This window comes from Pseudonocardia sp. Ae717_Ps2 (assembly GCF_001932475.1).
Lineage (GTDB): Bacteria > Actinomycetota > Actinomycetes > Mycobacteriales > Pseudonocardiaceae > Pseudonocardia.
The window spans coordinates 5,129,824-5,154,094 of record NZ_MCIS01000001.1; the positions used below are offsets into that span (position 1 = coordinate 5,129,824).

The 24,271-nt window shown below is 71.8% G+C and carries 19 protein-coding genes and 1 tRNA gene; 7 read left to right on the forward strand and 13 right to left on the reverse strand.

The window, feature by feature from the left end; genetic code table 11:
* Nucleotides 1-24: 24 nt before the first annotated feature.
* The 4 genes from Ae717Ps2_RS23570 to Ae717Ps2_RS23585 all read right to left on the reverse strand — a co-directional run bounded on the left by Ae717Ps2_RS23570 (nt 25) and on the right by Ae717Ps2_RS23585 (nt 4,457).
* Nucleotides 25-2,025 (reverse strand): cell division protein FtsK, encoded by a 2,001-nt coding sequence (locus tag Ae717Ps2_RS23570; RefSeq protein WP_198932222.1) that lies wholly within the window; start codon nt 2,023-2,025, stop codon nt 25-27.
* A 357-nt stretch (nt 2,026-2,382) separates the two neighbouring features.
* On the reverse strand, nt 2,383-3,612 hold the full coding sequence (locus Ae717Ps2_RS23575; RefSeq protein ID WP_075334358.1) for a hypothetical protein: 1,230 nt from the start codon (nt 3,610-3,612) through the stop codon (nt 2,383-2,385).
* A gap of 336 nt (nt 3,613-3,948) precedes the next feature.
* Nucleotides 3,949-4,227, reverse strand: coding sequence for a hypothetical protein (locus tag Ae717Ps2_RS23580; RefSeq protein ID WP_139318919.1), 279 nt, complete (start codon nt 4,225-4,227; stop codon nt 3,949-3,951).
* Nucleotides 4,224-4,457: a hypothetical protein gene (locus tag Ae717Ps2_RS23585; RefSeq protein WP_075310062.1), complete on the reverse strand. Its 234-nt coding sequence runs from the start codon at nt 4,455-4,457 to the stop codon at nt 4,224-4,226. The genes Ae717Ps2_RS23580 and Ae717Ps2_RS23585 overlap by 4 nt, the downstream gene beginning before the upstream one ends.
* A 205-nt stretch (nt 4,458-4,662) precedes the next feature.
* Here Ae717Ps2_RS23585 and Ae717Ps2_RS36335 point away from each other — a divergent pair, with 205 nt between their 5' ends.
* Together Ae717Ps2_RS36335 and Ae717Ps2_RS36340 are read left to right on the forward strand one after the other, a co-directional pair.
* Entirely contained in the window at nt 4,663-4,959 is a 297-nt protein-coding gene (locus tag Ae717Ps2_RS36335; protein WP_233147668.1) for a helix-turn-helix transcriptional regulator, read from the forward strand.
* Between the two features lie 156 nt (nt 4,960-5,115).
* Nucleotides 5,116-6,348, forward strand: a complete 1,233-nt coding sequence (locus tag Ae717Ps2_RS36340) for a helix-turn-helix domain-containing protein (protein WP_369804853.1) — start codon at nt 5,116-5,118, stop codon at nt 6,346-6,348.
* Between the two features lie 920 nt (nt 6,349-7,268).
* On the opposite strand, the gene Ae717Ps2_RS23595 is transcribed toward Ae717Ps2_RS36340, so the two are convergent.
* Nucleotides 7,269-7,350, reverse strand: a tRNA-Tyr gene (locus Ae717Ps2_RS23595).
* 96 nt (nt 7,351-7,446) lie between these two features.
* On the opposite strand from Ae717Ps2_RS23595, the gene Ae717Ps2_RS23600 reads away from it, so the two are divergent.
* Nucleotides 7,447-7,938 (forward strand): YajQ family cyclic di-GMP-binding protein, encoded by a 492-nt coding sequence (locus tag Ae717Ps2_RS23600; protein WP_020624857.1) that lies wholly within the window; start codon nt 7,447-7,449, stop codon nt 7,936-7,938.
* 174 nt (nt 7,939-8,112) lie between these two features.
* Here Ae717Ps2_RS23600 and Ae717Ps2_RS23605 read toward each other — a convergent pair whose 3' ends face one another.
* From Ae717Ps2_RS23605 to htpX, 3 genes are all read right to left on the reverse strand, one after another.
* Nucleotides 8,113-9,597 carry an amidase gene (locus Ae717Ps2_RS23605; protein ID WP_075312768.1) on the reverse strand — a complete coding sequence of 495 codons (1,485 nt, stop codon included), beginning with the start codon at nt 9,595-9,597 and terminating at the stop codon, nt 8,113-8,115.
* A gap of 28 nt (nt 9,598-9,625) precedes the next feature.
* Nucleotides 9,626-10,534, reverse strand: a complete 909-nt coding sequence (locus Ae717Ps2_RS23610; protein ID WP_075333909.1) for a hypothetical protein — start codon at nt 10,532-10,534, stop codon at nt 9,626-9,628.
* A gap of 112 nt (nt 10,535-10,646) precedes the next feature.
* On the reverse strand, nt 10,647-11,507 hold the full coding sequence (gene htpX, locus Ae717Ps2_RS23615) for a zinc metalloprotease HtpX (RefSeq protein WP_075310056.1): 861 nt from the start codon (nt 11,505-11,507) through the stop codon (nt 10,647-10,649).
* A gap of 145 nt (nt 11,508-11,652) precedes the next feature.
* On the opposite strand from htpX, the gene Ae717Ps2_RS23620 reads away from it, so the two are divergent.
* The 3 genes from Ae717Ps2_RS23620 (at nt 11,653) to Ae717Ps2_RS23630 (ending at nt 15,562) form a co-directional block, all read left to right on the forward strand.
* Nucleotides 11,653-12,426 carry an enoyl-CoA hydratase gene (locus Ae717Ps2_RS23620; protein ID WP_075310054.1) on the forward strand — a complete coding sequence of 258 codons (774 nt, stop codon included), beginning with the start codon at nt 11,653-11,655 and terminating at the stop codon, nt 12,424-12,426.
* A gap of 125 nt (nt 12,427-12,551) precedes the next feature.
* On the forward strand, nt 12,552-14,495 hold the full coding sequence (locus tag Ae717Ps2_RS23625) for a 2-oxoacid:acceptor oxidoreductase subunit alpha (RefSeq protein WP_075310052.1): 1,944 nt from the start codon (nt 12,552-12,554) through the stop codon (nt 14,493-14,495).
* Nucleotides 14,492-15,562, forward strand: a complete 1,071-nt coding sequence (locus tag Ae717Ps2_RS23630) for a 2-oxoacid:ferredoxin oxidoreductase subunit beta (RefSeq protein ID WP_020627672.1) — start codon at nt 14,492-14,494, stop codon at nt 15,560-15,562. The genes Ae717Ps2_RS23625 and Ae717Ps2_RS23630 overlap by 4 nt, the downstream gene beginning before the upstream one ends.
* A gap of 80 nt (nt 15,563-15,642) precedes the next feature.
* Here the strand turns inward: Ae717Ps2_RS23630 and Ae717Ps2_RS23635 are convergent, their stop codons facing one another.
* Nucleotides 15,643-16,968, reverse strand: a complete 1,326-nt coding sequence (locus tag Ae717Ps2_RS23635) for a hypothetical protein (protein WP_075310050.1) — start codon at nt 16,966-16,968, stop codon at nt 15,643-15,645.
* 143 nt (nt 16,969-17,111) lie between these two features.
* On the opposite strand from Ae717Ps2_RS23635, the gene rarD reads away from it, so the two are divergent.
* A complete protein-coding gene (rarD, locus tag Ae717Ps2_RS23640) occupies nt 17,112-18,053 on the forward strand; it encodes an EamA family transporter RarD (RefSeq protein WP_075333910.1) in 942 nt (313 codons plus the stop codon).
* Here the strand turns inward: rarD and Ae717Ps2_RS23645 are convergent.
* The 4 genes from Ae717Ps2_RS23645 to nuoL are packed head-to-tail and all read right to left on the reverse strand — an operon-like array spanning nt 18,029 to nt 24,269.
* Nucleotides 18,029-19,006 carry a polyprenyl synthetase family protein gene (locus Ae717Ps2_RS23645; protein WP_075334360.1) on the reverse strand — a complete coding sequence of 326 codons (978 nt, stop codon included), beginning with the start codon at nt 19,004-19,006 and terminating at the stop codon, nt 18,029-18,031. The two genes, rarD and Ae717Ps2_RS23645, sit on opposite strands and share 25 nt — an antisense overlap.
* A gap of 48 nt (nt 19,007-19,054) precedes the next feature.
* Nucleotides 19,055-20,668, reverse strand: a complete 1,614-nt coding sequence (nuoN, locus tag Ae717Ps2_RS23650) for an NADH-quinone oxidoreductase subunit NuoN (RefSeq protein ID WP_075333911.1) — start codon at nt 20,666-20,668, stop codon at nt 19,055-19,057.
* Nucleotides 20,665-22,320 carry an NADH-quinone oxidoreductase subunit M gene (locus tag Ae717Ps2_RS23655; RefSeq protein ID WP_075333912.1) on the reverse strand — a complete coding sequence of 552 codons (1,656 nt, stop codon included), beginning with the start codon at nt 22,318-22,320 and terminating at the stop codon, nt 20,665-20,667. Before Ae717Ps2_RS23655 ends, nuoN begins: the two co-directional genes overlap by 4 nt.
* Nucleotides 22,317-24,269 carry an NADH-quinone oxidoreductase subunit L gene (gene nuoL / locus Ae717Ps2_RS23660; protein WP_369804881.1) on the reverse strand — a complete coding sequence of 651 codons (1,953 nt, stop codon included), beginning with the start codon at nt 24,267-24,269 and terminating at the stop codon, nt 22,317-22,319. Before nuoL ends, Ae717Ps2_RS23655 begins: the two co-directional genes overlap by 4 nt.
* Nucleotides 24,270-24,271: the final 2 nt, after the last annotated feature.

Below are 24,271 nucleotides of genomic sequence, written 5' to 3' on the forward strand. Positions count from 1 at the left end.
GCGGCCGGCCGAGCCGGACCCGGTTCACTCCTGTTCGGTGTCGCCGTCGTGGTCGTCGTCGAGGTCCGCGGTCGCCCGCCGCACCTGTGCGTCACGGACGGTGACGGGATCGAGGGGCCAGCGGTTCCCGGTGGAGGGCACCTTGATCCCGAACTCGGCCGCGAGCTGAGCGCGTAGTGCCTTACCGGTCAGCGACCGGTAGGGCTGGTGGCGCGGTGCGTGACGCACGAGCAGGGCCGGGACGTCGGCGATGCGGACCGGGTCGGCACCCAGGACGGCGTCGAGGTCGTCGAGCAGGTCCCGCGACTGCTCCGGCTCGGCCTGCGGAGCGGGGCGCCCGGCACCGGGCAGGCCCTTCCCACGGCGCTCGATGGCGTCGAGGGCGCGTTCGATGAGCGGGGTGACCTGGTCCCCGGCGGGGGTGTCCTTGTCGACGGACAGGAAGTAGACCTGCACGATCTCCGAGCGCTGCCCGGAGAACCCCTTGACCACCGCGGTTCCGCGGTCCACCCCGGGGATCAGTTCGGTGGCGCGGTGCCCGGCGGTGTAGGCGCCCTGGCCGAGCAGGGCGTCGTTGGCGACGTGGTCCCCGACGGCGAACGCGACGCCGTTGGAGCAGTTGCGGGTCACATCACGGGGCATGGAGTCCTTGGTGGGGGCCTGGGTGGAGACGATCAGGTGGATCCCGCGCTTACGACCGAGCCGGACGATGTCGACCAGCAGCTTCGCGACCTCGGCGCCGTGGGTGGGGTGCTGGATCGCGACGTGAGCCTCCTCCAGCAGGCAGAACAGCGGGTGCAGCCCGACGCCCTTGGAGGCGTACTCGCGGGTGACCGCGGGGATCTCGTAGCGGACCAGCAGCTCACCGCGGGCCTGGACCTCGGCGTGCAGCTCCCGCAGGTGCTCGGTGATCTCGGCGATCCGCACGTCCTCGGCACCCATGACGTAGCGCGAGCAGCGAGGCCGGAAAACCTCGAAGTCGAAGTTCGCATCCGGCACCCAGATCCGCAGCTCAGCCGTCGGGTCCAGCGCGGCCCCGACCATGAGGACCCGGGCGGCGGAGGACTTGCCCTGTCCAGGCATCCCACCGGCGAGAGTGTTGCGCTCCAGCAGCGGCGCCACCATCGGGGTGCCGCGCAGGTTCCGCCCGAACGGCACCCCCTTGAACACATCCACCGTGGTCGCGCTGTCGTCGAGCAGGGGATACGGGCCAGCGCCCTCGGCAAGAGCGCCCTTGTCCGCAACCCACAGATCCAGGATCCCAGCCTCGGTACCGGTGGTCGGCCACACCTCCTTGGCCAACCGATGCAGCCCCGTCGCGAGGTCCGCGCGGCGCCGCGCGATGCGGTCGGCGGTGACCCCGGCCGGGAGCCGGACCACCGCATGGGTACCGCGCCCATCAACCCGAGCGGGGGTGAGGAACTGCAACGGCGTGCCCGCCTTCAAGTAGGCGCTGATCTGGGCGATACGCAGCGCGTCCAGGGCACGGGCGATCGTGGTCTCATCCACCAGCGCGTCAAGATCGGCGTCGGTACTGGTCGCGAGCCACGCCGGGCCGGCAGTGTGGCGGCGCCCCTCCCACCACCCGGCCAGCAACAGCGCCGGCCCGGCCACCCACAGCGCCACCGTGGCCGCGACGGTCACCGCAGCGGTCACGAACCGGACCACCAAGCCGACCATCTCCCACCACGAGCCCCAGCCGAACCCGCCCGGCGCCAGCCACGCGGTGACCCCACCGGCGAGCAACAGCACACCAAGCACCGCCACGGCGATACCGGTCACCATCAGCGCAGCCAGTACCTGACGAGGCAGTTCCTTGATCCGCTGGGCACGGTGGCCCTTCAACGTGTCCAGACGCTCGGTCCACTCCGCCACCGCCGTGGAGTCCCCGGCCGCGCGGGCGGCGCGGATCTGCTCGCGCACCCCACCGTGGGTCGCTGCCGCGACCGCGCGCCGAACCAGCGAGCCGTACCCGGCCACCGTGGTCACCGCAGCCCGAGCGGTCACCTTCGGGGTCGCCTTCACCCCGGCCACCGCCGCCGCCCCCGCTCGCCGCGCCGGACCACCCGCAGCGGTCGTGACCACATGCACCCCGGACCGAACGAGCCCACCCGCCCGTCGAGCGACCTTACGCGGCCCCCGATCAGCAGACACCACCTCACCAGTGGCCGGCTCCTCAGTGACGGACTCGGCGTCGATCACCAGCGACTCACCCGCCCGGCCCCCACGGGGCGGCGGGCGCCGCCCGTGCTCACCCCGCCCGGCCGCCGCACGCGGCGCCGGACCCTCGATCACGGCTTGGTCCGTGATGCTGGTCCCGATCTCGTCGTGCCGGTCGTGCGAGTTGCTGTCCACAGGTCGATTCCCCTCGATCATCGCAGGTCAGGACTGGTCGGTTCGGTGCTCATCACGCAGCGCCCGCGCCCGGGCCGGGGCGCAGCGCAGACCGGTACGGATCGACTCCGCCGAGGACGGATCGACCTCCCCCGCCGCCACCGCCGCCGCAAACTCGGCGCGCAGCGCATCCATCGAGCGAGCCCGCGGCCGGGCCACCTTCCGCGGACGACGGCGACCGTGCTCACCACCGGTCGGTCCCGTCGGCCGGTCGAGGGTGGCGACGCCGTGCCCGTCGGGGCGGTCGTCCTCGGTCCCGATCTCGCCCGGGTCCTCGGTGTGGTTCCCGGTCCCGTCCACGCGGTCGTCAGCGGACGGGACCGGGACGCTCAACAGGCCCGGGTTCTGCTCGGCCAGCCACGCCGACACCTCCGCCGCCAGGTCCCCGCCGTCGTCGTCGACAGGCAGACCGGGCGTGGTGTGCGGGGCCAGCACAGGGCGGCCGAGCCCGTCCCGCTCGACCCGGTAGACCCCAGGGGCATGGACCAGACGGGCGTCGCCGTCGGTGTCGATCTGCGCGACCGCGGCCCGCAACGCAGCCCGCCGGGCCGCGCGCAGCTTGCGCTCCGCCGCCCGCTCGGTGCGCGCCCTGCGGGCCGGGCGGGCCCCGGCGGTCACCAGCTGGTGAGCGATCACCCCGGCCACCGACACCACACCCATCACCAGCCCGGTGCTCACCCCGGCGTCGAGGCCGTGGGCGACGTTCAGCCCCGCGGCCACGGCCGCGAACGCCCACACCCCCGCCTGCAACGCCCACAGCGGGGCACCCGGGTGCGTGCGGCGCCGCGACTGCACCGCCAGCGCGAACGCCCACATCCCCAACTCCGACAGCACCGGCAGCACCGCACCGGTCCACGACCCGTAGACGGCGACGCCGTAGGCGGCCATCGCCGGGACCGCCATCACCGCCGACGCCACCGCAAGCGGATAGATCAGCAGATCCACCCGATGCGCGGCCGCCCACACCCCGACCGCCGACCGTCGGGCCGCCGCACGCTTCCGCCGCTCCGCCCGGGCCCTACGGGTCTGCTCGACCCGCGCCGCCCGCGCGGCCTCATCCCGGGTGCCCTTCTCGGTACGGCGGCGCTCGGCGATCTCCGCCCGCACCGCCTCCACATGCAAAGCCCGCTCGGTCGCGGCATCGGCGTCACGACGCGCCAGCTCCGCCGCCGCCGCCCGGTCCTCACGACGACGCTCCGCCCACGTACCCGTACTCATCGCACGGCCGCCTTCATGCACCGCGGCCGCGAGCACACATCACCCATGCCCGACCGCACCCGGACCCCGCAGGACCGGCAATGCACCGGCCCCGACGCCTCCTCCGTGTGACGACCCCGCCGGTGATGCCGACGGTGCTCCGCCGCCGCCAACTCGTTCGCGACCACCGACCGGCCCGCCCGAGCCCCACCCTTCGCCGCACTCGACAACCAACCCATCGCCCTTGCTCCTCTCGCTCGTCTGTCCTATGTGGATCATGTAGTTACGGTGGTCCCGGCTCGTCCCGCGCCGGACCCGGGGGTCAGCGCGCCCGGCGCACGACCCGCTTCTGCGACATCACCGGCAGAGCCCGACCCGGCGGGCCGTGGCCTCGGTCAGGTACGACATCGGCGCCGACCGCGAGGTCTCCACCACCCCGGCACTACCGTCGAGATGGCGCAGCTTCACTCGCACCTGCCCCTGCGGACGCCACTCGATCGCGACGACCTCCGCCCAGGTGCCGCCCACGGGCCCGTAGGCGTAGACCCACCACCCGGGCCGGACCAGGCGCACCGGACGCTCCTGCGCCGCCTTCGCCGCCGCCCGCTCCACCGCGGAACTCAGCCGGGCACTCACGCCGCCACCTCATCGGCAACCGGCACCGCGAGGGCGAACGTGCCGATCTCAACAACCACCGACGACCGGGAAATCGAGCCGTCGACCGGCTTGCCCGAGGGACTGCCGTTGGCGGCGGGGATCGGCCCGAGCTCGTCGGCGATCATGCGATCCCAGAACTCGTGCAGGGCCTCACGCTGGTCGTCGTCCAGCGGGACGACGCAGTCGGCCAGGTAACTCATCGAACCCATCGCAACTCTCCTCACTGAACCGCTTATGTTAGCGCTTATAGTAGCGCTCGCTTTGGCCTGGTCAAGCGAACTCTTGCGCTCGACAGCTCGTAGAAGTTCGTCGCTCAGACCTCAGAGCGCTAGAGTTGACGCAGCTAGGAGCGCTAACACGGAGGTCACAGCGGTGATGGATTGGCAAGCCGTGGCATCAGCCATGAACACCCGAATGGCAGAGCTGGACGTGACACAGGTCGACTTGTCGCGGCGTTCCGGAGTCAGCGTTTCCACTCTCCGCGCCCTGCAGAGCGGTGAGTCCCGCCGCAGATCCCCCCGGACACTGAGCGCCGTGTCGGAGGCACTTGGTTGGCCCAGCGGCCACCTCACTGCGGTAGCCGAAGGGCGACCCCCGCAGGAGGTGGGGTCGAGCGCAGTCCCGGCCGTCGAAACCCTCCACCTCGCCATGCAGGCCCTCGAAGCGCGGCTCGAAGCTGTCGAGCGTCGACTGCCTGCCGGAGAGCGCTGATCCCGCAGAAGTTGGCCAGTCTGGCCGTGGAGCCTTGCGCTTGTTGGCATGCTCAAAGCTTCAGCCGGACAGCCGGAACCGAGAAGTGGACAACCGTATCCAGAGCCCACCAAGCCGAGGTGGATACACCTGCGAGACGAGAGGCTTAGCAGCCGCATGACCTCCGGGGGCAAAGACCAGCACCAACGGCACTTCGTCACGCTGTTTCGAGAGCTGCGTGACGACCGCGGCCTCTCTTACCGGGAGCTGGAACGGCCGACACTGGCCACACGGGGCTGGATCAGCAATGTGGCGGCAGGGGCCCGATGGCCTGGGCGTGACTGGGCTGAACGAGCTGATCAAGTGTTACATGCGTCCGGCTCACTAGTTTCGGCATGGGACCGCGCAAATAGCGAGCGAGAGGAGAGTGCACGGCAACGGAAACTTCTCATCGCCACCGAACAAGAATCGGCCGCAATCATTGCTGCAGCAGCAAATCCCGACGCAGTAGACGTCGACGCTCTAAGCGAGAGCGTTGCATCACTCAGTATCGCCTATCTACATCAACCCGCAGAGCCGATGCTGCGCAAGGCTACAGACATTCGGAAAGAGTCTCTAAGGCGGCTAACCGAAGGCGCTGTGCGACCACACGAATTGCGCGACTTGACCCTGGCGGCAGGCAGAGCCTCCGGGGTGCTTATCTACGCTGCCCTCGACCTCGGCCACCCCGAGATTGCCGCGACCCACGCTCGTGCCGCATGGCACCTAGCGGAATCCGCGAACGACAATGAACTGCGCGCCTGGGTCCGCGGAACTGAATCTCTCCTGGCGCGGTTCGAGAAGAACTACACTCTTGCGGACAATCTTGCCCAGGACGGCTTGAAGTACGCAGGAGCAGGCACGTCAACGATTCGCCTCCTATGTGGAGCAGCTCAGTGTGCCGCCAACCTCAACAACTCCAGGAAGGCGCAGGACCTCCTAGATCAAGCTCTATCCTTGCGCGATAAAGCCGCGTCCGACTCTGTGAACGGCCTCTACTCCTTCAGCTACGCCAAACAGCTCTACTATGGTGGCTCAAGTCTAATGTGGCTGGACGATCCACAAGCCCTGAAGCGAGCAGACAGAGACGCCGGGCGCGCCATCTCCCTGTGGGAACGCGAGGGGGATGAGTTCCGATCACTGGACGATGAGGCTCTAGCTCACGTATATCAAGCAACTGCCCGCGTCAAAGTAGGCGAAATTGATGGAGCAATGCAGGTATTACGCCCTGTAATCAATCTACCCGAGGAACGGAAAATTTCCTGGATTCGCAGGCGAATCTCAGAGATGGGAGACCTACTCGACGGGAAGCAGTTTAAAGGATCAGTTATCGCAGCGGACGCCAGAGACGAGCTTCGCAGCCTTACCTAGCTGGGGGCAGCGGGAACTCGCCGGGCCAGGCTCAGCTGTCGGATGAGGCCCCGATGAGCGCAGCCCCGTAATTGGTGTAGGGCTCTTCGAATGCAGCAATGGAAAAGCGGGAGCGCGCCTCACCTAAAAGGCGCCTGGCAATGAGCCTTTGCCAACCTGGCTGGGACGGGGTGGGTGGATGTCCTCCGAGGCCACCCGCTGGCCCGCCTGTTCCCTGTCGATGCAGGTCACCCCGGTGACTCCGCCAGCCTCCGATGTCGCGTCTCAAGCTTCTGACCAGGGCCAACGTCAGGTTGGCAAAGGCTCAATGCCCCGGCGTCGTCGGGAGGCCGCTGTCCAGATGTGGGCGACGGTCTCGTATTCACCGTCGTCGTCACGGTCGTGCGCGATGACGAACCCGGCGAGACGACCGATGAAGACCGATAGATTCTCCTCCCGAACGAGGACGGTCTCCAGAACGAGACCGTCCAGGGCCCTGAGACCACCGCAGACGCCTCCTGCCACTCAGGTGGCGCCGCGGAGCTGTCGCAGCACCAGAACGGCGCTGAGACCGCATGCCCCGACGCGGGGCCAGGCACGGACCGTCAGGTGCCGTTCCCCCACTCTTCTTCTGTCACTCTGTCACTACACCGCCCCTGACCAGCACAAACGAGAGTGACAGTTCGAGTGACAGGCCAGTGACACTGTCACTCTGTCACCCGGCGGGCCCCGGAATCGTTCGACGGTAGCGCTCTACGGCCAGGCGTCGTCGACGCTCCTCTCGCCCGCGAGCGAGAGGAGCGAGCGCCCCCGCGTGGGCTTGGCCCACGGAGGGCCCACAGATGCCCGTATCTGGCCGTAGGCGACCGGACACACCCGGACAACGAAAGAGACCCCCGGCTCCGGCGTTTCCGCTGGTCGGGGGTCTCTTTCACGTGCTGTGGCTGGTCCAGGATTCGAACCTGGGAAGGCTACGCCGACGGATTTACAGTCCGCTCCCTTTGGCCGCTCGGGCAACCAGCCGGGGTGCATCTCGGTCTCGCTGAGTGCGTGAACGAGGATACGACACGACCTGAACGACCCCGCCGAGGGGTCCCCGACCGACCCGGAGGAGAGACGATGGCCGACCCGTCGTTCGACGTCGTGAGCAAGGTGGACCGCCAGGAGGTCGACAACGCCCTGAACCAGGCCGCGAAGGAGCTGTCGCAGCGCTTCGACTTCCGCGGCACCAACACCACGATCGCCTGGGCCGGCGAGGAGGCGCTGACCTTCGAGTCCGAGACCGAGGAGCGACTGCTCGCCGGGATCGAGGTCTTCAAGGAGAAGCTGATCAAGCGGCAGATCTCCCTGAAGGCGTTCGAGGCCGATGAGCCGCAGATCTCCGGCAAGACCTACAAGGCGAGCGGCAAGATCCTCCAGGGCATCGCGCAGGACAAGGCCAAGGAGATCAGCAAGGCCATCCGCGACGAGAAGCTCAAGGGCGTCCAGGCGCAGATCCAGGGCGACCAGCTGCGCGTCTCGGGCAAGAAGAAGGACGACCTGCAGGCCGTCATCGCGCTGCTCAAGTCCAAGGACTTCGGCATCGCGCTGCAGTTCACCAACTACCGGTGACCAACCGGCCCTGAGCTGCTGAAGCCCTGGCTCAGGGGTGCCGGGTACGGACCAGGTGGCGGGGCCGGCTGGAGTTCGCGCGGACGCTGGTGCCCGCCGTCGACGGGCTGCTGGACCACTCCCCGGCGGACGCAGCCGTGCAGCGACCCGTGTCCGTGACCTGACCCGGCTCCCCTAGGCCGGCGGCGCCGGCCGCAGGTGCGCCCACGGCCGCGCCCGCTCCAGCTGCGCCGCCAGCGCCAGCAGCAGCGGCTCCGAGCCCGGCCGCCCGACGAACTGCACGCCCAGCGGCAGCCCGGACGCCGTCCGGTACAGCGGCACCGAGGACGCGGGCCGGCCGGTCAGGTTCGCCAGCTGGGTGAAGGGGACCGGGGCGAAGTTGGCGTCGACCAGGCTCTCCACCAGCCCGAGCCGTCCGAACAGGCCGGACGCGCCGGCCCGCAGCAGCGCCTGCGCCCCGATCCGGGCCACGGCCGGCAGCCCCAGCTCCCCGATCGGCCACGGCGGCCGGGCCAGGGTCGGGGTGAGGAGCAGGTCGTAGCGCTCGTGGAACGTGGCCAGTGCGCGGGTGTGGTCCTGGCGGCGGGCGAGCGCGGCGAGGTAGTCCGGCGCGGGGGTGGCACGCCCGATGGCGGCCATCACCCGCGTCTCCGTCTCGAAGGCGTCGTCGCCGCAGCCGGTCAGCGCCCGCGCCGAGGCCACCTGGGCCGAGATCGTGGAGAACCAGGTGGTGAGGAAGTCGGTGGCCAGCGCCCGGCCGTCGAGGGCTGGGGCGGACTCCTCCACGACGTGCCCGAGCGAGGTCAACAGCTCGGCGGCGTCGGTGGCCGCGGCGACCGCCTCCGGGTCGACCTCGGTACCCAGCGGCGACGCGGTGGCCAGCCCGATCCGCAGCGGCGCCGGGTCGTCCCGGACGGCGTCGGCGTAGGGGCGCTCCGGCGGGCGCACGACGTAGGGACCCTCCGGTTCCGGCCCGGCCGTCACGTCGAGCAGCGCGGCCGAGTCCCGCACGGTCCGCGACAGCACGCCCTGTACCGCCGCGCCGTGGAAGCCCTCCGCGACGTCCGGCCCGGACGGCGTCACGCCGCGGCCGGGCTTGAGCCCGAACAGCCCGCAGGCGGCGGCCGGGATGCGGATGGAGCCGCCGCCGTCGCTCGCGCCGGCCGCGGGGACGATCCCGGCGGCGACGGCCGCGGCGGACCCCCCGGAGCTGCCGCCGGGGGTGCGGGCGGGGTCCCACGGGTTGCGGGTCGGCCCGCCGAGCGCGGGCTCGGTGACGGCACGGGCGCCGAACTCGGGAGTCGCCGTCCGTCCGAACACCACGAGACCGGCCTCGGTCCAGCGTCGGACCACCGTCGACGTCTCGGGTCGCGGGTGGTCGGCGAGCGGGCGGGAACCGGACGCCGTCGGGACCCCGGCGATGTGCTGGGCGAGGTCCTTCACCAGGAACGGGACACCCGCGAACGGCCCGCTCAGCGGGCCGCGTGCGCGGGAGCGGGCGGCGTCGTCGAGCCGCAGCCGGATGGCGTTGATGCCCGGCTCGACGGCGTCGGCACGGGCGACGGCGGCCTCCAGAAGGTCGGCTGCGCTCACCTCACCCGCCGCGACGAGCGCGGCCAGCCCGACGGCGTCGTGGTTGCGGTAGTCGTCCCAGGAGATCCCCACGGCGGGGATACAAACAGATCGGTCAGGGGGTGGACACCGGGGCGGGCACCGGCGCCGGGGACGCGTCCGAGGTACCGGTGACCCCGGCGACGATGCCGAGAGCCATGACGACCGCGGCCGCGGCACCCAGGACGGCCGGCAGCACCGGCCGGGTGCGAGCCGGAAAGTCGGGCAGCCGGAATCCGCCGGAGGTCCGGGTCGCGCCACCCTCGGGGAGCGGGGCCTGACGGACCGGCTCGGGAAGCGGGGCCCGGCGGACCGGCTCGGGGTGCCGCCGGACGGTCGGGGCCTGGGCCGGGGGGCCCGACGGGAACCGCACGGGCGGGCGCTGGCCCGCCGGGGGCCAGCCCGTGAGGGGATGCCGGGCCGCGGGCGGGCGGGCCGGGTGTCGCGGGCCCGCCGGGGCGTACTGCCCGGGGACGTGACCGCCCGGGGCCTGCCGGGGCGGAACGTGGCCGGGAACGTAGCCGCCCGGGACCTGCCGTGGCGGGACCTGGCCGGGACGCCGGCCGCCGGGCCCGACTGCGTCGCGGGGGCGCGGGACGACGGGCAGCGCGGTGGTCGGTGCGTCGTCGGAGGACCCGCCGCCCGGCGCCGTGTGCGGCGCCGCGGGGCGGGAGGAGCGGGGCTCCGGCGGCGTCGTTCCCGCGGCGGGGGTGGGTGCGGCAGGAGCGTCCGTGACCGGGTCCGGGTCGGAGGCGGTCGTGGTGTCCGCCTCGGCGACCGTCGGCGCGACCGGGGTGTCGGCGTCCGAGGACGGTCGGGCCGACGGCAGCACGACCGGCTCGTCCGGGCCGGCCTCGGTGACCACGTCGTCCCCCGGGCGGGCCGGTGACGGGACCTCGACCGGGCCACCCTGGAGCGGCACCGACGGGGTCTCACCGGTGTCGGTGAGCGCGTGGCGGGGCTTCTGGGACGGGGTCTCGCTCATGGGTCCTCTTCCGCAGGGGGAGCTCTGCTCTGAGAGCTTCATCGCTCCCGGCACCCCGAACCGTTACGGAACAGCGACCCGGGGTCGCGCAACCACCCCCGGAACGGTCCGGTCAGCGGCGGACCATCTGCTGGAGCCGCGCGATCCGGTCCTCGATCGGCGGGTGGGTGGAGAACCACCTCGCCATCTTCTCGCCGGGCCGGAACGGGTTCGCGATCATCAGGTGCGACTGCGCCGTGAGCCGCGGGTCCGGGGGCAGCGGGGCGGCCGCGGTGCCGTACTTGAGCTTGTGCAGCGCCGAGGCCAGGCCCAACGGGTCCCCGGTGAGCTCGGCCCCCGAGGCGTCGGCCTGGTACTCCCGCGACCGGCTGACGGCCATCTGCACCACGCCGGCCGCGATCGGGCCGAGGAGCGCGACCAGGATGATCGCGATCGGGTTCGGGCGGTCCTCGTCGTTGCCGCCGAAGATCGAGGCGAACATCGCGAAGTTCGCGAGGAACGACACCGCCGAGGCGAGCGCTCCGGCGATCGACGAGATCAGGATGTCGCGGTTGTAGACGTGGCTGAGCTCGTGGCCGATGACCGCGCGCAGCTCGCGCTCGTCGAGGAGGTGCAGCAGACCGGTGGTCACGCACACCGCGGCGTGCCGCGGGTTGCGGCCGGTGGCGAACGCGTTGGGTGCGTCGGTCGGGCTGATGTGCAGCGACGGCATGGGCTGGCGGGCCCGCTGGCTCAGCTCGCGGACGATCCGGAACAGCTGGGGGTACTCGGCCTCGGTGATCGGCTGGGCGTGCATCGACCGCAGCGCCATCTTCGCCGAGTTGAAGTAGGCCCACCCGTTCACGGCGAACGCGACGACCAGGGCGATGACCAGTCCGCCGCGGCCACCCAGGACCCCGCCGATCGCGAGGATCAGGGCGCTCATCGCGCCGAGGAGGACGGCCGTCTTCAGACCGTTCATGTGGCTGTGCACGCCGGGGTCACCTTTCCGTGCGGTCCTGCTGGGGTCACCCTTCTCAACGGACGAACCGGGCAGCGCGTTCCCGGGTGTGACCGGGGCCCGGCCCGGGGCACCCGCCACGTGCGGGAGGCCGGCCCGGCGTGGAAGAGTCGGGCCCATGAGCGACGGCGATGTCACGACAGAGGTCCGGACCGAGGTCACCGACGGTGTCGCGGTGCTCACCGTGTCGAACCCGGCACGACGCAACGCGCTGAACCTGGACCTGTCGCAGAAGCTCGTCGCCGCCGTCGAGGCCGCGAACGCCGACGACTCGGTCGGCGCGATCGTCGTCACCGGTCAGGAGCCCGCGTTCTGCGCCGGCGGCGACCTCGCGGAGCTGCAGCAGGCCGACCCGGCGACGCTCAAGCGCGTCTACTCCGGGTTCCTCGCCATCGCCTCCTCCCCGCTGCCGACCCTGGCCGCGGTCAACGGCGCCGCCGTCGGCGCGGGGATCAACCTCGCCCTGGCCTGCGACGTCCGGCTGGCCGGCCCGACCGCACGGTTCGACGTCCGCTTCATGCAGCTGGGCCTGCACCCCGGCGGCGGCTACACGTGGATGGCCCAGCGCGCTCTCGGCGCCCAGGGCAGCGCCGCGATGACCCTGTTCGGCGACGTCCTCGACGCCCGCGAGGCCGAGCGCGTCGGTCTGGTCTGGCGCGCCTACGACAGCGACGAGGACCTGATGGCCGGCGCCCGTGAGCTCGCGGGCCGGGCCGCCGCCGCGCCGCGGGACCTGATCGTCACGACCAAGGCGACGATGCGGATCACCGCCCGGCTCGACGCGCACGCCGACGCCACCGACATCGAGGTCCGCGCCCAGGCCGAGACCGTGCACTCCGAGGCGTTCGCGGAACGCGTCGCGGCGCTGCAGAAGAAGATCAGCAGGAAGTGACCCGCGGCACGAACGTGACGCGGGCCATGTGACGTGATCCCGGGTCTCCGGACAGGGGGACGAACCGGGAGTTAACCTCGATGTATCGAGGGACAATTCGACGCCGAACTGGGGACCATCAGCCCATGACGACCAGCGACACTCCCGTCGAGGCACGCGACTCCGAGGTCGTGCAGCGCGACCGGGTGGTCATCCGGTTCGCCGGCGACTCCGGTGACGGCATGCAGCTGACGGGTGACCGCTTCACCTCCGAGACCGCGAACTTCGGCAACGACCTGTCGACGCTGCCGAACTTCCCCGCGGAGATCCGGGCTCCTGCCGGGACGCTGCCCGGGGTGTCGTCGTTCCAGCTGCACTTCGCGAACTACGACATCCTCACTCCGGGGGACCGCCCGGACGTGCTGGTCGCGATGAACCCGGCGGCGTTGAAGGCCAACATCGGCGACCTGCCCCACGGCGGCGTGCTGATCGTGAACACCGACGAGTTCACCAAGCGGAACCTGACCAAGGTCGGGTACGCGGCGAACCCGCTCGAGGACGGCTCCCTGGAGCCCTACGCGGTGCACGGGGTCGCGATGGCGACCCTGACCCGAGGCGCCCTGGAGGAGACCGGGCTGTCCAAGAAGGACGCCGAGCGGGCGAAGAACATGTTCGCCCTGGGTCTGCTGTCGTGGATGTACCACCGGCCCTCGGAGTCGACCGAGCGGTTCCTGCGGGAGAAGTTCGCGAAGAAGCCCGACATCGCCGAGGCCAACATCCTGGCCTTCCGCGCCGGGCACGCCTACGGCGAGACGACCGAGGCGTTCGCGGTCACCTACGAGGTCGCCCCGGCCCGGCTGGCGCCGGGGACCTACCGGCAGATCACCGGGAACGTCGCGCTGGCGTACGGGATCATCGCCGCCGGACGCACGACGAGCCTGCCGGTGTTCCTGGGCACCTACCCGATCACCCCGGCCTCGGACATCCTCCACGAGCTGTCCAAGCACAAGGCCTTCGGCGTGACCACCTTCCAGGCCGAGGACGAGATCTCCGGCGTCGGCGCGGCGCTGGGCGCGTCGTTCGGCGGCGCGCTCGGCGTCACCACCACCTCGGGTCCGGGGATCGCGCTCAAGGCCGAGACCGTCGGCCTGGCCGTGGCCCTGGAGCTTCCGCTGCTGGTGATCGACGTGCAGCGCGGCGGCCCCTCGACGGGGCTGCCCACCAAGACCGAGCAGGCCGACCTGCTCCAGGCCCTGCACGGGCGCAACGGCGAGGCCCCGCTCCCGGTGATCGCCCCCTGCACCCCCGGCGACTGCTTCATCGCCGCGGTCGAGGCCGCCGCGATGGCCGTGCGCTACCGCACCCCGGTGATGCTGCTGTCCGACGGCGCGCTGGCCAACGGCTCCGAGCCGTGGAAGATCCCCGACGTCGAGACCCTGCCGACGGTGGACCCGGGGTTCGCGACCGAGCCCAACGCCCCCGACGGGTCCGGCGAGTTCTGGCCGTACCTGCGTGACCCCGAGACCCTGGCCCGGCCGTGGGCGATCCCCGGCACCGCGGGTCTGGAGCACCGCGTGGGCGGGCTGGAGAAGGCCGACGGGCGCGGCTCGATCTCCTACGACCCCGACAACCACGACCGCATGGTCCGGCTGCGCCAGGCCAAGATCGACGGCATCGAGGTGCCGGACCTCGTGGTCGACGACCCCGACGGCGACGCGGACTTCCTCGTCGTCGGCTGGGGGTCGACCTTCGGCCCGATCAACGCCGCGGCGCGGCGGGTGCGCAAGCTCGGCCACTCGGTCGCCACGGTGCACCTGCGCAACCTCAACCCGATGCCGGCCAACCTCGGCGAGATCCTGGGCCGCTACCGCACGGTGCTCTGCCCCGAGATGAACCTCGGCCAGCTCGCCATGCTGCTGCGCGCCCGCCACCTGGTCGACGTCAAGAGCTACACCAAGGTCGCCGGGCTCCCCTTCGGCGCCGAGGAGCTGCAGGACGTGTTCCTGGACTACCTCACCGGCAAGCACCCGGAGTCCGCGGCCGACACCACCCCACGGCCCGCCAACGAGACCACTGGAGCGCAGGCATGACCGCCACCGATCTCGGTCTGCCGTCCATCGGCGGCCTCGACGGGGTCCCGACGACGGACGCGAAGCAGACCGCGAAGGACTACACCTCCGACCAGGAGGTCCGCTGGTGTCCCGGCTGCGGCGACTACGCCGTCCTCGCCGCGGTCCGCCAGTTCCTGCCCACCCTGGGCATCAAGCGCGAGAACACCGTGTTCGTCTCCGGGATCGGCTGCTCGAGCCGTTTCCCGTACTACCTCAACACCTACGGGATGCACTCCATCCACGGGCGTGCCCCGACGATCGCGACCGGGCTGGCGACCTCGCGGGAGGACCTGTCGGTGTGGGTCGTCACCGGTGACGGCGACGCCCTGTCCATCGGCGGCAACCACCTCATCCACGCGCTGCGCCGCAACGTCAACATCAAGATCCTGCTGTTCAACAACCGGATCTATGGCCTGACCAAGGGCCAGTACTCGCCCACCTCCGAGGTCGGGAAGGTCACCAAGTCCACCCCCATGGGCTCGCTCGACCACCCGTTCAACCCGATCTCGCTGGCGCTGGGCGCCGAGGCGTCGTTCGTCGGGCGCGCCCTGGACTCCGACCGCAAGAGCCTCACCGCCGTGCTGCAGGCCGCCGCCGAGCACCGCGGTTCCGCCCTGGTCGAGATCTTCCAGGACTGCCCCATCTTCAACGACGGCAGCTTCGACGTCCTGCGCCGCGGCGACAACGAGAACCGGCTCATCCCCCTCACCCACGGCGAGCCGATCACCTTCGGCGCCCCGGGTGAGGACGGACGCGGCTCGCACGCGGTCGTCCAGGACGGGTTCGGCCTCGCCGTCGTCGAGACCGCGTCGGTCGACCCCGCGACGATCGTGGTCCACGACCAGACCGACCACGAGCTCGCCTTCGCCCTGTCCCGGCTCTCGGACCAGGACCTCACCCACACCGTCACCGGGGTCTTCCGCAGCACCGACCGCCCCACCTACGACGACGCCGCACGCGCCCAGGTCCAGGCCGCGAAGGACGCCAAGCCCGACGCCGACCTGCAGGCCCTGCTCAACGGCCGCGACACCTGGACCATCGTCTAGGACCGGCCCGCGACCGACGACGGCCCCGGCACTCCTTCCAGGGAGTACCGGGGCCGTCGTGCGTCCACCGGTGTCCGGGCTCAGCGGGCCCCGGGACGTTCGTTCCACGCGATGAACCCGGCCGCCCGGGCGGCGCCCTCCGCGGTGAAGTACAGGTCCGCCCGCGTACGGACGTAGTACGGCGACTCGGGCGGGTGGAACCGCCGCGACCCGCTGTGCACCTTCACCCGGTGCGTCTCGGGAGGGTCGCCGCCGTCGGCGGGTGCGAGCACCGAGTCCGGGTACGGGCCGGGCCGCACGCCCGGGGGCAGCGGCTCGGACGCCGCCGACGGGCCGATGATCAGGGAGTCGAGCGCCGCCAGCGCCGAACCACCGGCGGGCTGCCGCGTCCGCGACGGGATCGGCAACGGTGCGGGCGGGCCGTCGTCGTCCGACGCGGGGGCCGGCTCGGGCAGCGGCGCCGGTTCGACGTCGTCGCGCAGGGCGTGCCGGCCGGACGGCTCGTCGTCGTCCTCGGCCACCCCGTCCTGCGGCGCGGGGTTGCTCTCGGGGCGAGGAAGGGGCACCGCGGGGGCCGTGGCACCGTCCGGTGCTCCGGCGCTGCCGCCCGGTTCCCCCACGACCGGTGCGGCGGGGGCTGCCGCGTCGTCCTGGGCCGCGTCGCCGTCGGCCGGGGCTTTCTCGGCCGACGCGTCCTCGGTCAGACCGCCCTCGGCCAGATCATCGCGAGCCGCGGCGACCTGGGCCGGGGCGTCGTGAGCCGCGCTGCCGTCGGCCGGGCCGTCCTCGGCCGGGGCCTCCTCGGTCGGACCGCTCTCGGCCAGATCGCCCTCGGCCGGCTCATCCTGGGCAGCGCTGTCGTGCCCGTGGGCCAGGTCGCCGTGGGCCGGGGCGTCCTGGGCTACGGCAACGGGTTCGTCGGTCGCGGGTCCGTCGGTCGCGGGTCCGTCCGCCCCGGTGAGGCCGACGGGTCCGTCAGCCCCGGTGGGGCCGGTCCCGCCCACGGCGGCGGTCCCACCCGTGGCCGCGGTCCCGCTCGCGGCGGCCGGCGAGGGACCGGGCGCCTCGGAGCCGGCCGGCACGTCCGCGGCCACCCCGGGGCGGGCTGCCGGGGGGACGACCTGCTCCCCCGCACCGTCGGCCACGGCGGACGGTGGCGGTGCGCCGTCCGGCGGCGGTGTGGTCGCCCCGGTCACCCGGTCCGGGTCGGCCTCCCCGACGGGCTCGAACAGCCCCACGGTCCCGGGTCCGCTCCCCGGGCCGGGCCCGTCGGACGCCTCCACCGTGTCGGGCGCACCCGTGGCCTCCGGACCGTCCTCGACGGCCCCTGCGCGGCGGCGGGACACCAGCACCCCTGCCGCCACGAGTACCACGAGCACCGCCAGCAGTACCCACATCCAGCCCATGCCGGACCTCCGTCCGCCCGGGACCCTCCCGGACCGCTGTCGCCGTGCTTGGTATCACGGATCGTGCCCGCCTCGCCGTCACCGCGCGCGGTGGCACACCCGTACCGGATCATCGTGCCCGTGACCCACCACCCGAAGCGACCATGACCGCCGCCCGTTCCCCCGAACGAACCACACCCGAACGGAGTGAGCGGAACCCCGCCGGGCTCGCCGCGGGCGTCGGCGCGTACGTGCTGTGGGGTCTGTTCCCGGCGTTCTGGCCGCTGCTGGACCCCGCGGCGCCGCTGGAGGTCCTCGCCCACCGCGTGCTGTGGACCGCCGTACTGATGGCGGTGGTGCTGACCGTGCTGCGCGGCTGGGGCGACGTGCGCGGGCTCGGTCTCCGCGGGTGGCTCGCGACGGCCGCCGCCGCGGTGTTCATCGCGGTGAACTGGGGCCTGTTCATCTGGGGCGTCTCGGTTGGGCTGGTCGTCGAGTCCGCGCTCGGCTACTACATGACCCCGCTGGTCGGGGTGCTGTTCGGCGTCCTCGTCCTGCGGGAGCGGCTGCGGCCCGCGCAGTGGGTGGCGCTGGGGCTGGCGGCGACGGCCGTCGTGGTCATCGCCGTCGGCAACGACACGGTGCCGTGGCTGTCGATGGCCCTGGCCTGCTCGTTCGGGATCTACGGGCTGTTCAAGGCGACCGCGCCGCTGCCCGCCGCGGCCGGGCTGACCGCGGAGGGCCTCGTGCTCGTCGTACCGGCCGCGGTGTTCCTCGTCGTCCTGGCGCTCACCGGCGGCGGCACGTTCACCGGGCACGGGCCGTGGCACCTGCTGCTCATGCTGTCCGCGGGTCCGGCGACCGCGCTGCAGCTGCTGCTCTACGGCGCCGCGGCGCGACGGCTGCCGCTCACGACCCTCGGGGTGCTGCTCTACGTCAACCCCACGCTGCAGTTCCTGTGGGGCGTGCTGGTCGTCGGACAGCCGATGGCCCCGGCCCGCTGGGCGGGGTTCGCCCTCGTCTGGCTGGCTCTGGTGGTGTTCACCGTCGACCTGCTGCGACGGCGACGCCCACCGGCGGCTCAGCCCACCCGCTCCACCGTGTAGTCGGTCAGCGTCCGCAGCGCCTCGATCGCCGGGCACGGCGGCAGCACCGCCAGCTCGGCACGCGCGCGGTCGGCGTACCCGGCGACGGTCTCGCGGGCCTTGACCAGCGCGTCACCGGAGCGGAGCAGCTCCAGCGCCTCGGCCACCTCGTCGTCGTCGCTGATCGGGGCGGCCAGCAGCTGCCGCAGCCTGCGCGCGTCGGCGGAGTCGTCGCCGTCGCGCAGGGCGTAGAGCATCGGCAGGGTGTGCACGCCCTCGCGCAGGTCGGTGCCGGGCGTCTTGCCCGAGTCGTCCGACGGCGACGCGATGTCGATGATGTCGTCGGAGATCTGGAACGCGGCCCCGATGACCTCGCCGAAGGTCCGCAGCGCCTCGACGTGCTCGGTCGGCGCACCGGAGAACATGCCGCCGTAACGACCCGAGGTCGCGATGAGCGACCCGGTCTTCTCCGCGACCACCCGCAGGTAGTGCTGCACCGGGTCGTCCGACGCCTTGGGGCCGCGGGTCTCGCGTATCTGGCCGGTCACCAGCAGGGCGAACGTCTCGGCGATGATCCGCACCGCGTCCGGGCCGAGGTCGGCCACCAGCCGCGACGCGTGTGCGAACAGGAAGTCCCCGGTCAGGATCGCGACCGAGTTGTCCCAGCGGGAGTTCGCGGACTCCGCGCCCCGCCGCATGGACGCCTCGTCCATCACGTCGTCGTGGTACAGCGTCGCCAGGTGGATCAGCTCCACCACGGCGGCCGCCGTGATCACCTCGTCGCGTTCGGGATGCGGTCCCACCTGGGCCGCGAGCAGCGTGAACAGCGGCCGGAACCGCTTCCCGCCGGCCTCGATGAGGTGCAACGAGGTCTCGGTGACGAACTCGTAGTCGCTGTGCACCTCGCGGTGCAGCAGGTCCTCGACCCGCTTCAGCCCGTCCGCCGTGGCCTCGGCCAGGACCGGATCGGCCATCCGGATCCCGGCCACGCTCTGTGTCTCCACCCCCACAGCGTACGAATCTCAGCCCGCGAACGCGCCGCTGGCGGCCCATTCGAGGACAGGTGTGGGAAGAATCCCGAGAACGAGGGTCGCCAGCGTGCCCAATGTGATGGCCACGGTGGTGAACGCCCCGGGCACGACGACGGCCGGACCGTCCTGGGCGGGCTCGGAGAAGTACATGAGCACCACGATGCGCAGGTAGAAGAACGCGGCCACCGCGGACGCGACCAGCGCGATCACCACGAGCGGCACCATGCCGTCCGCCGACGCCGCCGAGAACACCGCGAACTTGGCGGTGAACCCGCTGGTCAGCGGGATCCCGGCGAGCGCGAGCAGCAGGAACGTCATGATCCCGGCGACGAGCGGGGACCGCTTCGCCAGGCCCGCCCAGGCCGCCAGGTCCGAGGCCTCGCCGTCACCGGTGCGGACCAGCGAGATGATCCCGAAGACCGCGACCGTCGTGAAGCCGTAGGCCAGCAGGTAGAACATCAGGCCCGCGGTGCCCTGCGGGGTCAGCGCCATCGCGCCGAGCAGGATGAACCCGGCGTGCGCGATCGAGGAGTAGGCGATCATGCGCTTCACGTCGGTCTGGGTGAGCCCCAGCACCGCGCCGACGACCATCGACACGACCGCGACCACCCACAGCACGCCGCGCCACTCCCACACGGTGCTGCCGAAGCCGACGTAGAGCACCCGGGCGATCGCGCCGAACGCGGCGACCTTCGTGCAGGCCGCCATGAACGCCGTGACCGGCGTCGGGGCGCCCTGGTAGACGTCCGGGGTCCAGGTGTGGAACGGGGCCACCGAGCCCTTGAACAGCAGCCCCACCAGCAGCAGCGCCAGACCCGCGAACAGCAGCGTGTCCGAGGCCAGGGTGCCCGCGGCGGCCTGCGAGATCGCCGAGAGGCGCACCGAGCCCGCGTAGCCGTAGAGCAGCGCGATGCCGTAGAGGAAGAACGCCGAGCCGAACGCACCCAGCAGGAAGTACTTGACCGCGGACTCCTGCGACAGCAGCCGGCGGCGGCGCGCCAGCCCGCACATCAGGTACAGCGGCAGCGACAGGACCTCGAGCGCGATGAACATCGTCAGCAGGTCGTTCGCCGCGACGAAGGCCATCATGCCGCCGAGCGCGAACAGCACGAACGGGAACGGCTCGGTCTGCATCGTCGGTGCCTCGTCGGGCGCCCCGTAGGAGCGGTCGACGTGCTCACCGCCGACCGGGGTGGCCGGGCCGCCGCCGGCGCGGACCGCGGCCCGCTCGGCGGCCGAGGCGACGAACACCCCGCCCGGCTCCACCGACCGGTCCGCGATCAGCAGCAGGCTGGGGATCGCGAGGACGATCAACGTGCCCCACAGGAAGAGCGAGGGCGCGTCCACCGACAACGCGGTGCCGAAGGTCAGCACGGCGGCCGGGGACCCGAGCGCGTACCCGGCCAGCGCGACGAGCGCCGCGACCAGCGTCAGGCCGGTCAGCAGCACCTGCACGGGCCAGCGCTGGTGCCGCGGGAGGAACGCCTCCAGCAGCACCGACACGCAGGCACCCGCGAACACGATCCACAGCGGCGCGGTGGCCGCCCAGTCGACCGCGGGCATCTCGATCGGGGCCACCTGGGCGGGGAGAACCAACGAGCTCATCGAGCGATCCCTCCAGCGACGACCGGGTCGGGCAGGCCGAGCTCGGTCATCGTCGCCGTCACCGACGGGTTGATCAGGTCGAGCACGGGGCCCGGGTAGAAGCCGAGCACCACGATCGCGACGACCAGCGGCGCGAGCACGCCGATCTCACGGGCCGTGAGGTCGGGGAAGCCGGAGCCCGTGCGCTGCGCGGCGACCGCCGGGTCGATCATCGACCCCGGGCCGCCCGCGCCACCGCACTCCAGCGCCGCCATGACCGCGGTGCCGCGCACCGGGCCCTGCATCGTGCGCTGGTAGAACCAGAGCACGTAGAGAGCGGCGAAGATGATGCCGATCGTCGCGATCACGGTGAACACCGGCCGGTTCGGGAACGACCCGACCAGCACCAGGAACTCCGAGACGAACGAGTTCGTGCCGGGCAGCGCCAGCGAACTCATCCCGGCCAGCAGCAGGCAGCCCGCCATCACCGGCGCGATCCTCGCGACGCCGCCGTAGTCGGCGATCAGGCGCGAGCCGCCGCGGCTGATCAGCACGCCGACCATCACGAACAGCATGCCGGTCGAGAGACCGTGGTTGACCATGTACAGCGTCGCGCCGGCGAAGGCCTGGCTGGAGAACGCGAACACCCCGAGCGCGATGAAGCCGAAGTGTGCCACCGAGGTGTAGGCGACGAACCGACCCATGTCGGTCTGGGCGACCGCCAGCAGCGCGGCGTAGACGATCCCGGCGACGGCGAGCACCAGCACCAGCGGCGCGAGGACCTGGCTGGCCTGCGGGAACAGCGGCAGCAGGTAGCGCAGGAAGCCGTAGGTGCCGACCTTGTCGAGCACGCCGACCAGCAGCACCGCACCCACGATCGGGGCCTCGGCACCCGCGTCGGGCAGCCAGGTGTGGAACGGCACCAGCGGCGCCTTGATCGCGAACGCGACGAAGAAGCCGAGGGACAGCCAGACCTGGGTCGACTCCGGCACGCTCGACGCCATCGCCTGCAGCTCGGCCCAGGTGAACGTGCCCTGGCCCAGCTGCTGCTCGCTGACGACGAACAGCCCGATCAGCGACGCCAGCATGATCAGGCCGCCGAGCAGCGAGTACAGGAAGAACTTGACCGCCGCGTACTGCCGTCGCGGCCCGCCGAAACGGCCGATCAGGAAGTACATCGGGACCAGCATGGCCTCGAAGAACACGTAGAAGAGGAAGACGTCGGTGGCGGCGAAGACGCCGACCAGCGTCGCCTGGGTCGCCAACAGCAGTGCGAAGTACCCGGCGGCCGAGCGGCCCTCGGGCAGCTTCTCCGCCCACGCGAACAGCATCAGCCCGGGCACCAGGAACGCGGTGAGCCCGATCAGCGCCAGCGCGATCCCGTCGACGCCGAACGCGATGTGCGTGCCGAACGCGGGGATCCAGGACATCGAGAACTCGAGCTGGAACCGGGCGCCGGCCTGCGCCGCGGGGATGGAGTAGAGCGCCCACGCGACGACGACGAGCACCAGCTCGAGCAGCGCCGTCGCCATCGCGACCGCCTTGGCGGCCCCGGTGTTGGCACGCAGCGGGTACATGACCAGTGCGCCGAGCACCGGCACCAGCAGCAGGGCGATCAGGAACGGGTTGCCCCCGGAGCCGGGGACGATGGGAGCCGTGTCCAGGGGAGTCATGAGACGAACCTCACCGCCAGCATCGCGGCGACGACGATGACCGCCCCGCCGAGCATCGAGAGTGCGTACGACCGGACGAAGCCGGTCTGGAGCCGGCGCAGGCGGCCGGACCCGCCGCCGAACGCCGACGCGGTGCCGTTGACGGCCCCGTCGATGCCGCGGTCGTCGAACCAGGCCAGCAGCCGGGTCAGCGCGATGCCGGGCCGCTCGATGAACGCCTCGTTGAAGGCGTTCGCGCCGAGGTCCGCGCGGGCCGCGGCGACGACCGGCGACACCCGCTGCGGGCGCTGCACCGGCACCGGGGAGCGCCCGACGAACAGGTAACCCGCCAGCACGCCGAGCAGCGAGACGCCGACCACCAGCCACGGGATCACCGCGTGCGGCAGGGCGCCGCCCTCGAGCTCGACGCGCTCCCCCACCACCGGGGCGAGCCACTCCGGGATCAGCCCGTAGAGCACGCCACCGCCGAAGACGGAGCCGACGGCCAGCACGATCATCGGGACGGTCATCGTCGCCGGGGACTCGTGCGGGTGGTAGTCGCGGCCGTCGGTGGACCGCACCGTGCGCCAGCGCTCCGCACCGAAGAACGTCATGATCATGAGGCGGGTCATGTAGAACGCGGTGAGACCGGCCGCGAGCGTCGCGAGCCCGCCGAACACCCAGCCCTGCCAGCCCTCCTGGGCGAACGCGGCCTCGATGATCGCGTCCTTGGAGAAGTAGCCGGACAGGAACGGGAAGCCGATCAGCGCGAGGTAGCCGAGGCCGAAGGTCACGAAGGTGACCGGCATCTTCCGCCACAGGCCGCCGAAGCGGCGCATGTCGACGTCGTCGTTCATGGCGTGCATGACCGAACCGGCGCCGAGGAAGAGCCCGGCCTTGAAGAAGCCGTGCGTCAGCAGGTGCAGGATGCCCAGCGCGTAGCCGGCCGGCCCGAGCCCGACGGCGAGGATCATGTAGCCGATCTGGCTGACCGTGGAGTAGGCCAGGACCTTCTTGATGTCGTCGTAGGCGCAGCCGATGATCGCGCCGATCATCAGCGTGACGACACCGATGAGCGCGACGACCAGCCGTCCGGTCTCGGACAGGTTGTAGATCGGCGACGCCCGGGCGATGAGGTAGACGCCCGCGGTGACCATCGTGGCCGCGTGGATCAGGGCCGAGACCGGGGTCGGGCCCTCCATCGCGTCCGGGAGCCAGGACTGCAGCGGGAACTGGCCGGACTTGCCGCAGGCGCCGAGCAGGAGCAGCAGCGTGATCGCGAGGACCGTGCCGCCGCCGACCTCGCCGATGCGCGCGAACACCTCCGTGTACTGCAGGGTCCCGAGCTCCAGCCAGAGCAGGAAGATCGCGATCGCCAGGCCGACGTCGCCGACCCGGTTCATCAGGAACGCCTTCTTCGCCGCCGTCGCCGCCGACGGCCGGTCCTGGTAGAAGCCGATCAGCAGGTACGACGCCAGACCGACGCCCTCCCAGCCGAGGTAGAGCATCACGAAGTTGTTGCCGAGGACCAGCACCAGCATCGCGGCGACGAACAGGTTCAGCTGCGCGAAGAACCGCCGCCGGTTCGGGTCGTGGCTCATGTAGCCCACCGAGTAGAGGTGGATGAGCGCCCCGACCCCGGTGATCAGCAGTACGAACGTCAGCGACAGCGTGTCGATCCGGAGCCCGAAGTCGACCTCCAGCGCGCCGGAGGACATCCAGGACCACAGCGACTGCTCGCGCAGGCGCTCGTCGGCGGGGAGACCGAGGGTCTGCAGGAATATCGTCACACCGACGACGAACGCGCCGACGACGGTCGCGACGCCGAGCCAGTGGCCCCAGGCGTCGGCCCGCCGTCCGGCGAGGAAGAGCACGAGTGCACCGGCCGCGGGGAGCGCGATCAGCAACCAGGCCAGCGAAGCGGCGCCGGTCGCCTGCGGGGCGGCCTGTGCGAGAAGGACGGTCACCAGCG

Coding starts and splice junctions, on each gene's coding strand:
- Ae717Ps2_RS23575 (WP_075334358.1), bottom strand. CDS start 3,612: ATGAGTACGGGTACGTGGGCGGAGCGTCGTCGTGAGGACCGGGCGGCG.
- Ae717Ps2_RS23585 (WP_075310062.1), bottom strand. CDS start 4,457: ATGGGTTCGATGAGTTACCTGGCCGACTGCGTCGTCCCGCTGGACGAC.
- Ae717Ps2_RS36335 (WP_233147668.1), top strand. CDS start 4,663: ATGGCAGAGCTGGACGTGACACAGGTCGACTTGTCGCGGCGTTCCGGA.
- Ae717Ps2_RS36340 (WP_369804853.1), top strand. CDS start 5,116: ATGACCTCCGGGGGCAAAGACCAGCACCAACGGCACTTCGTCACGCTG.
- Ae717Ps2_RS23600 (WP_020624857.1), top strand. CDS start 7,447: ATGGCCGACCCGTCGTTCGACGTCGTGAGCAAGGTGGACCGCCAGGAG.
- Ae717Ps2_RS23610 (WP_075333909.1), bottom strand. CDS start 10,534: ATGAGCGAGACCCCGTCCCAGAAGCCCCGCCACGCGCTCACCGACACC.
- Ae717Ps2_RS23620 (WP_075310054.1), top strand. CDS start 11,653: ATGAGCGACGGCGATGTCACGACAGAGGTCCGGACCGAGGTCACCGAC.
- Ae717Ps2_RS23625 (WP_075310052.1), top strand. CDS start 12,552: ATGACGACCAGCGACACTCCCGTCGAGGCACGCGACTCCGAGGTCGTG.
- Ae717Ps2_RS23630 (WP_020627672.1), top strand. CDS start 14,492: ATGACCGCCACCGATCTCGGTCTGCCGTCCATCGGCGGCCTCGACGGG.
- Ae717Ps2_RS23635 (WP_075310050.1), bottom strand. CDS start 16,968: ATGGGCTGGATGTGGGTACTGCTGGCGGTGCTCGTGGTACTCGTGGCG.
- rarD (WP_075333910.1), top strand. CDS start 17,112: ATGACCGCCGCCCGTTCCCCCGAACGAACCACACCCGAACGGAGTGAG.
- Ae717Ps2_RS23645 (WP_075334360.1), bottom strand. CDS start 19,006: ATGGCCGATCCGGTCCTGGCCGAGGCCACGGCGGACGGGCTGAAGCGG.
- nuoN (WP_075333911.1), bottom strand. CDS start 20,668: ATGAGCTCGTTGGTTCTCCCCGCCCAGGTGGCCCCGATCGAGATGCCC.
- Ae717Ps2_RS23655 (WP_075333912.1), bottom strand. CDS start 22,320: ATGACTCCCCTGGACACGGCTCCCATCGTCCCCGGCTCCGGGGGCAAC.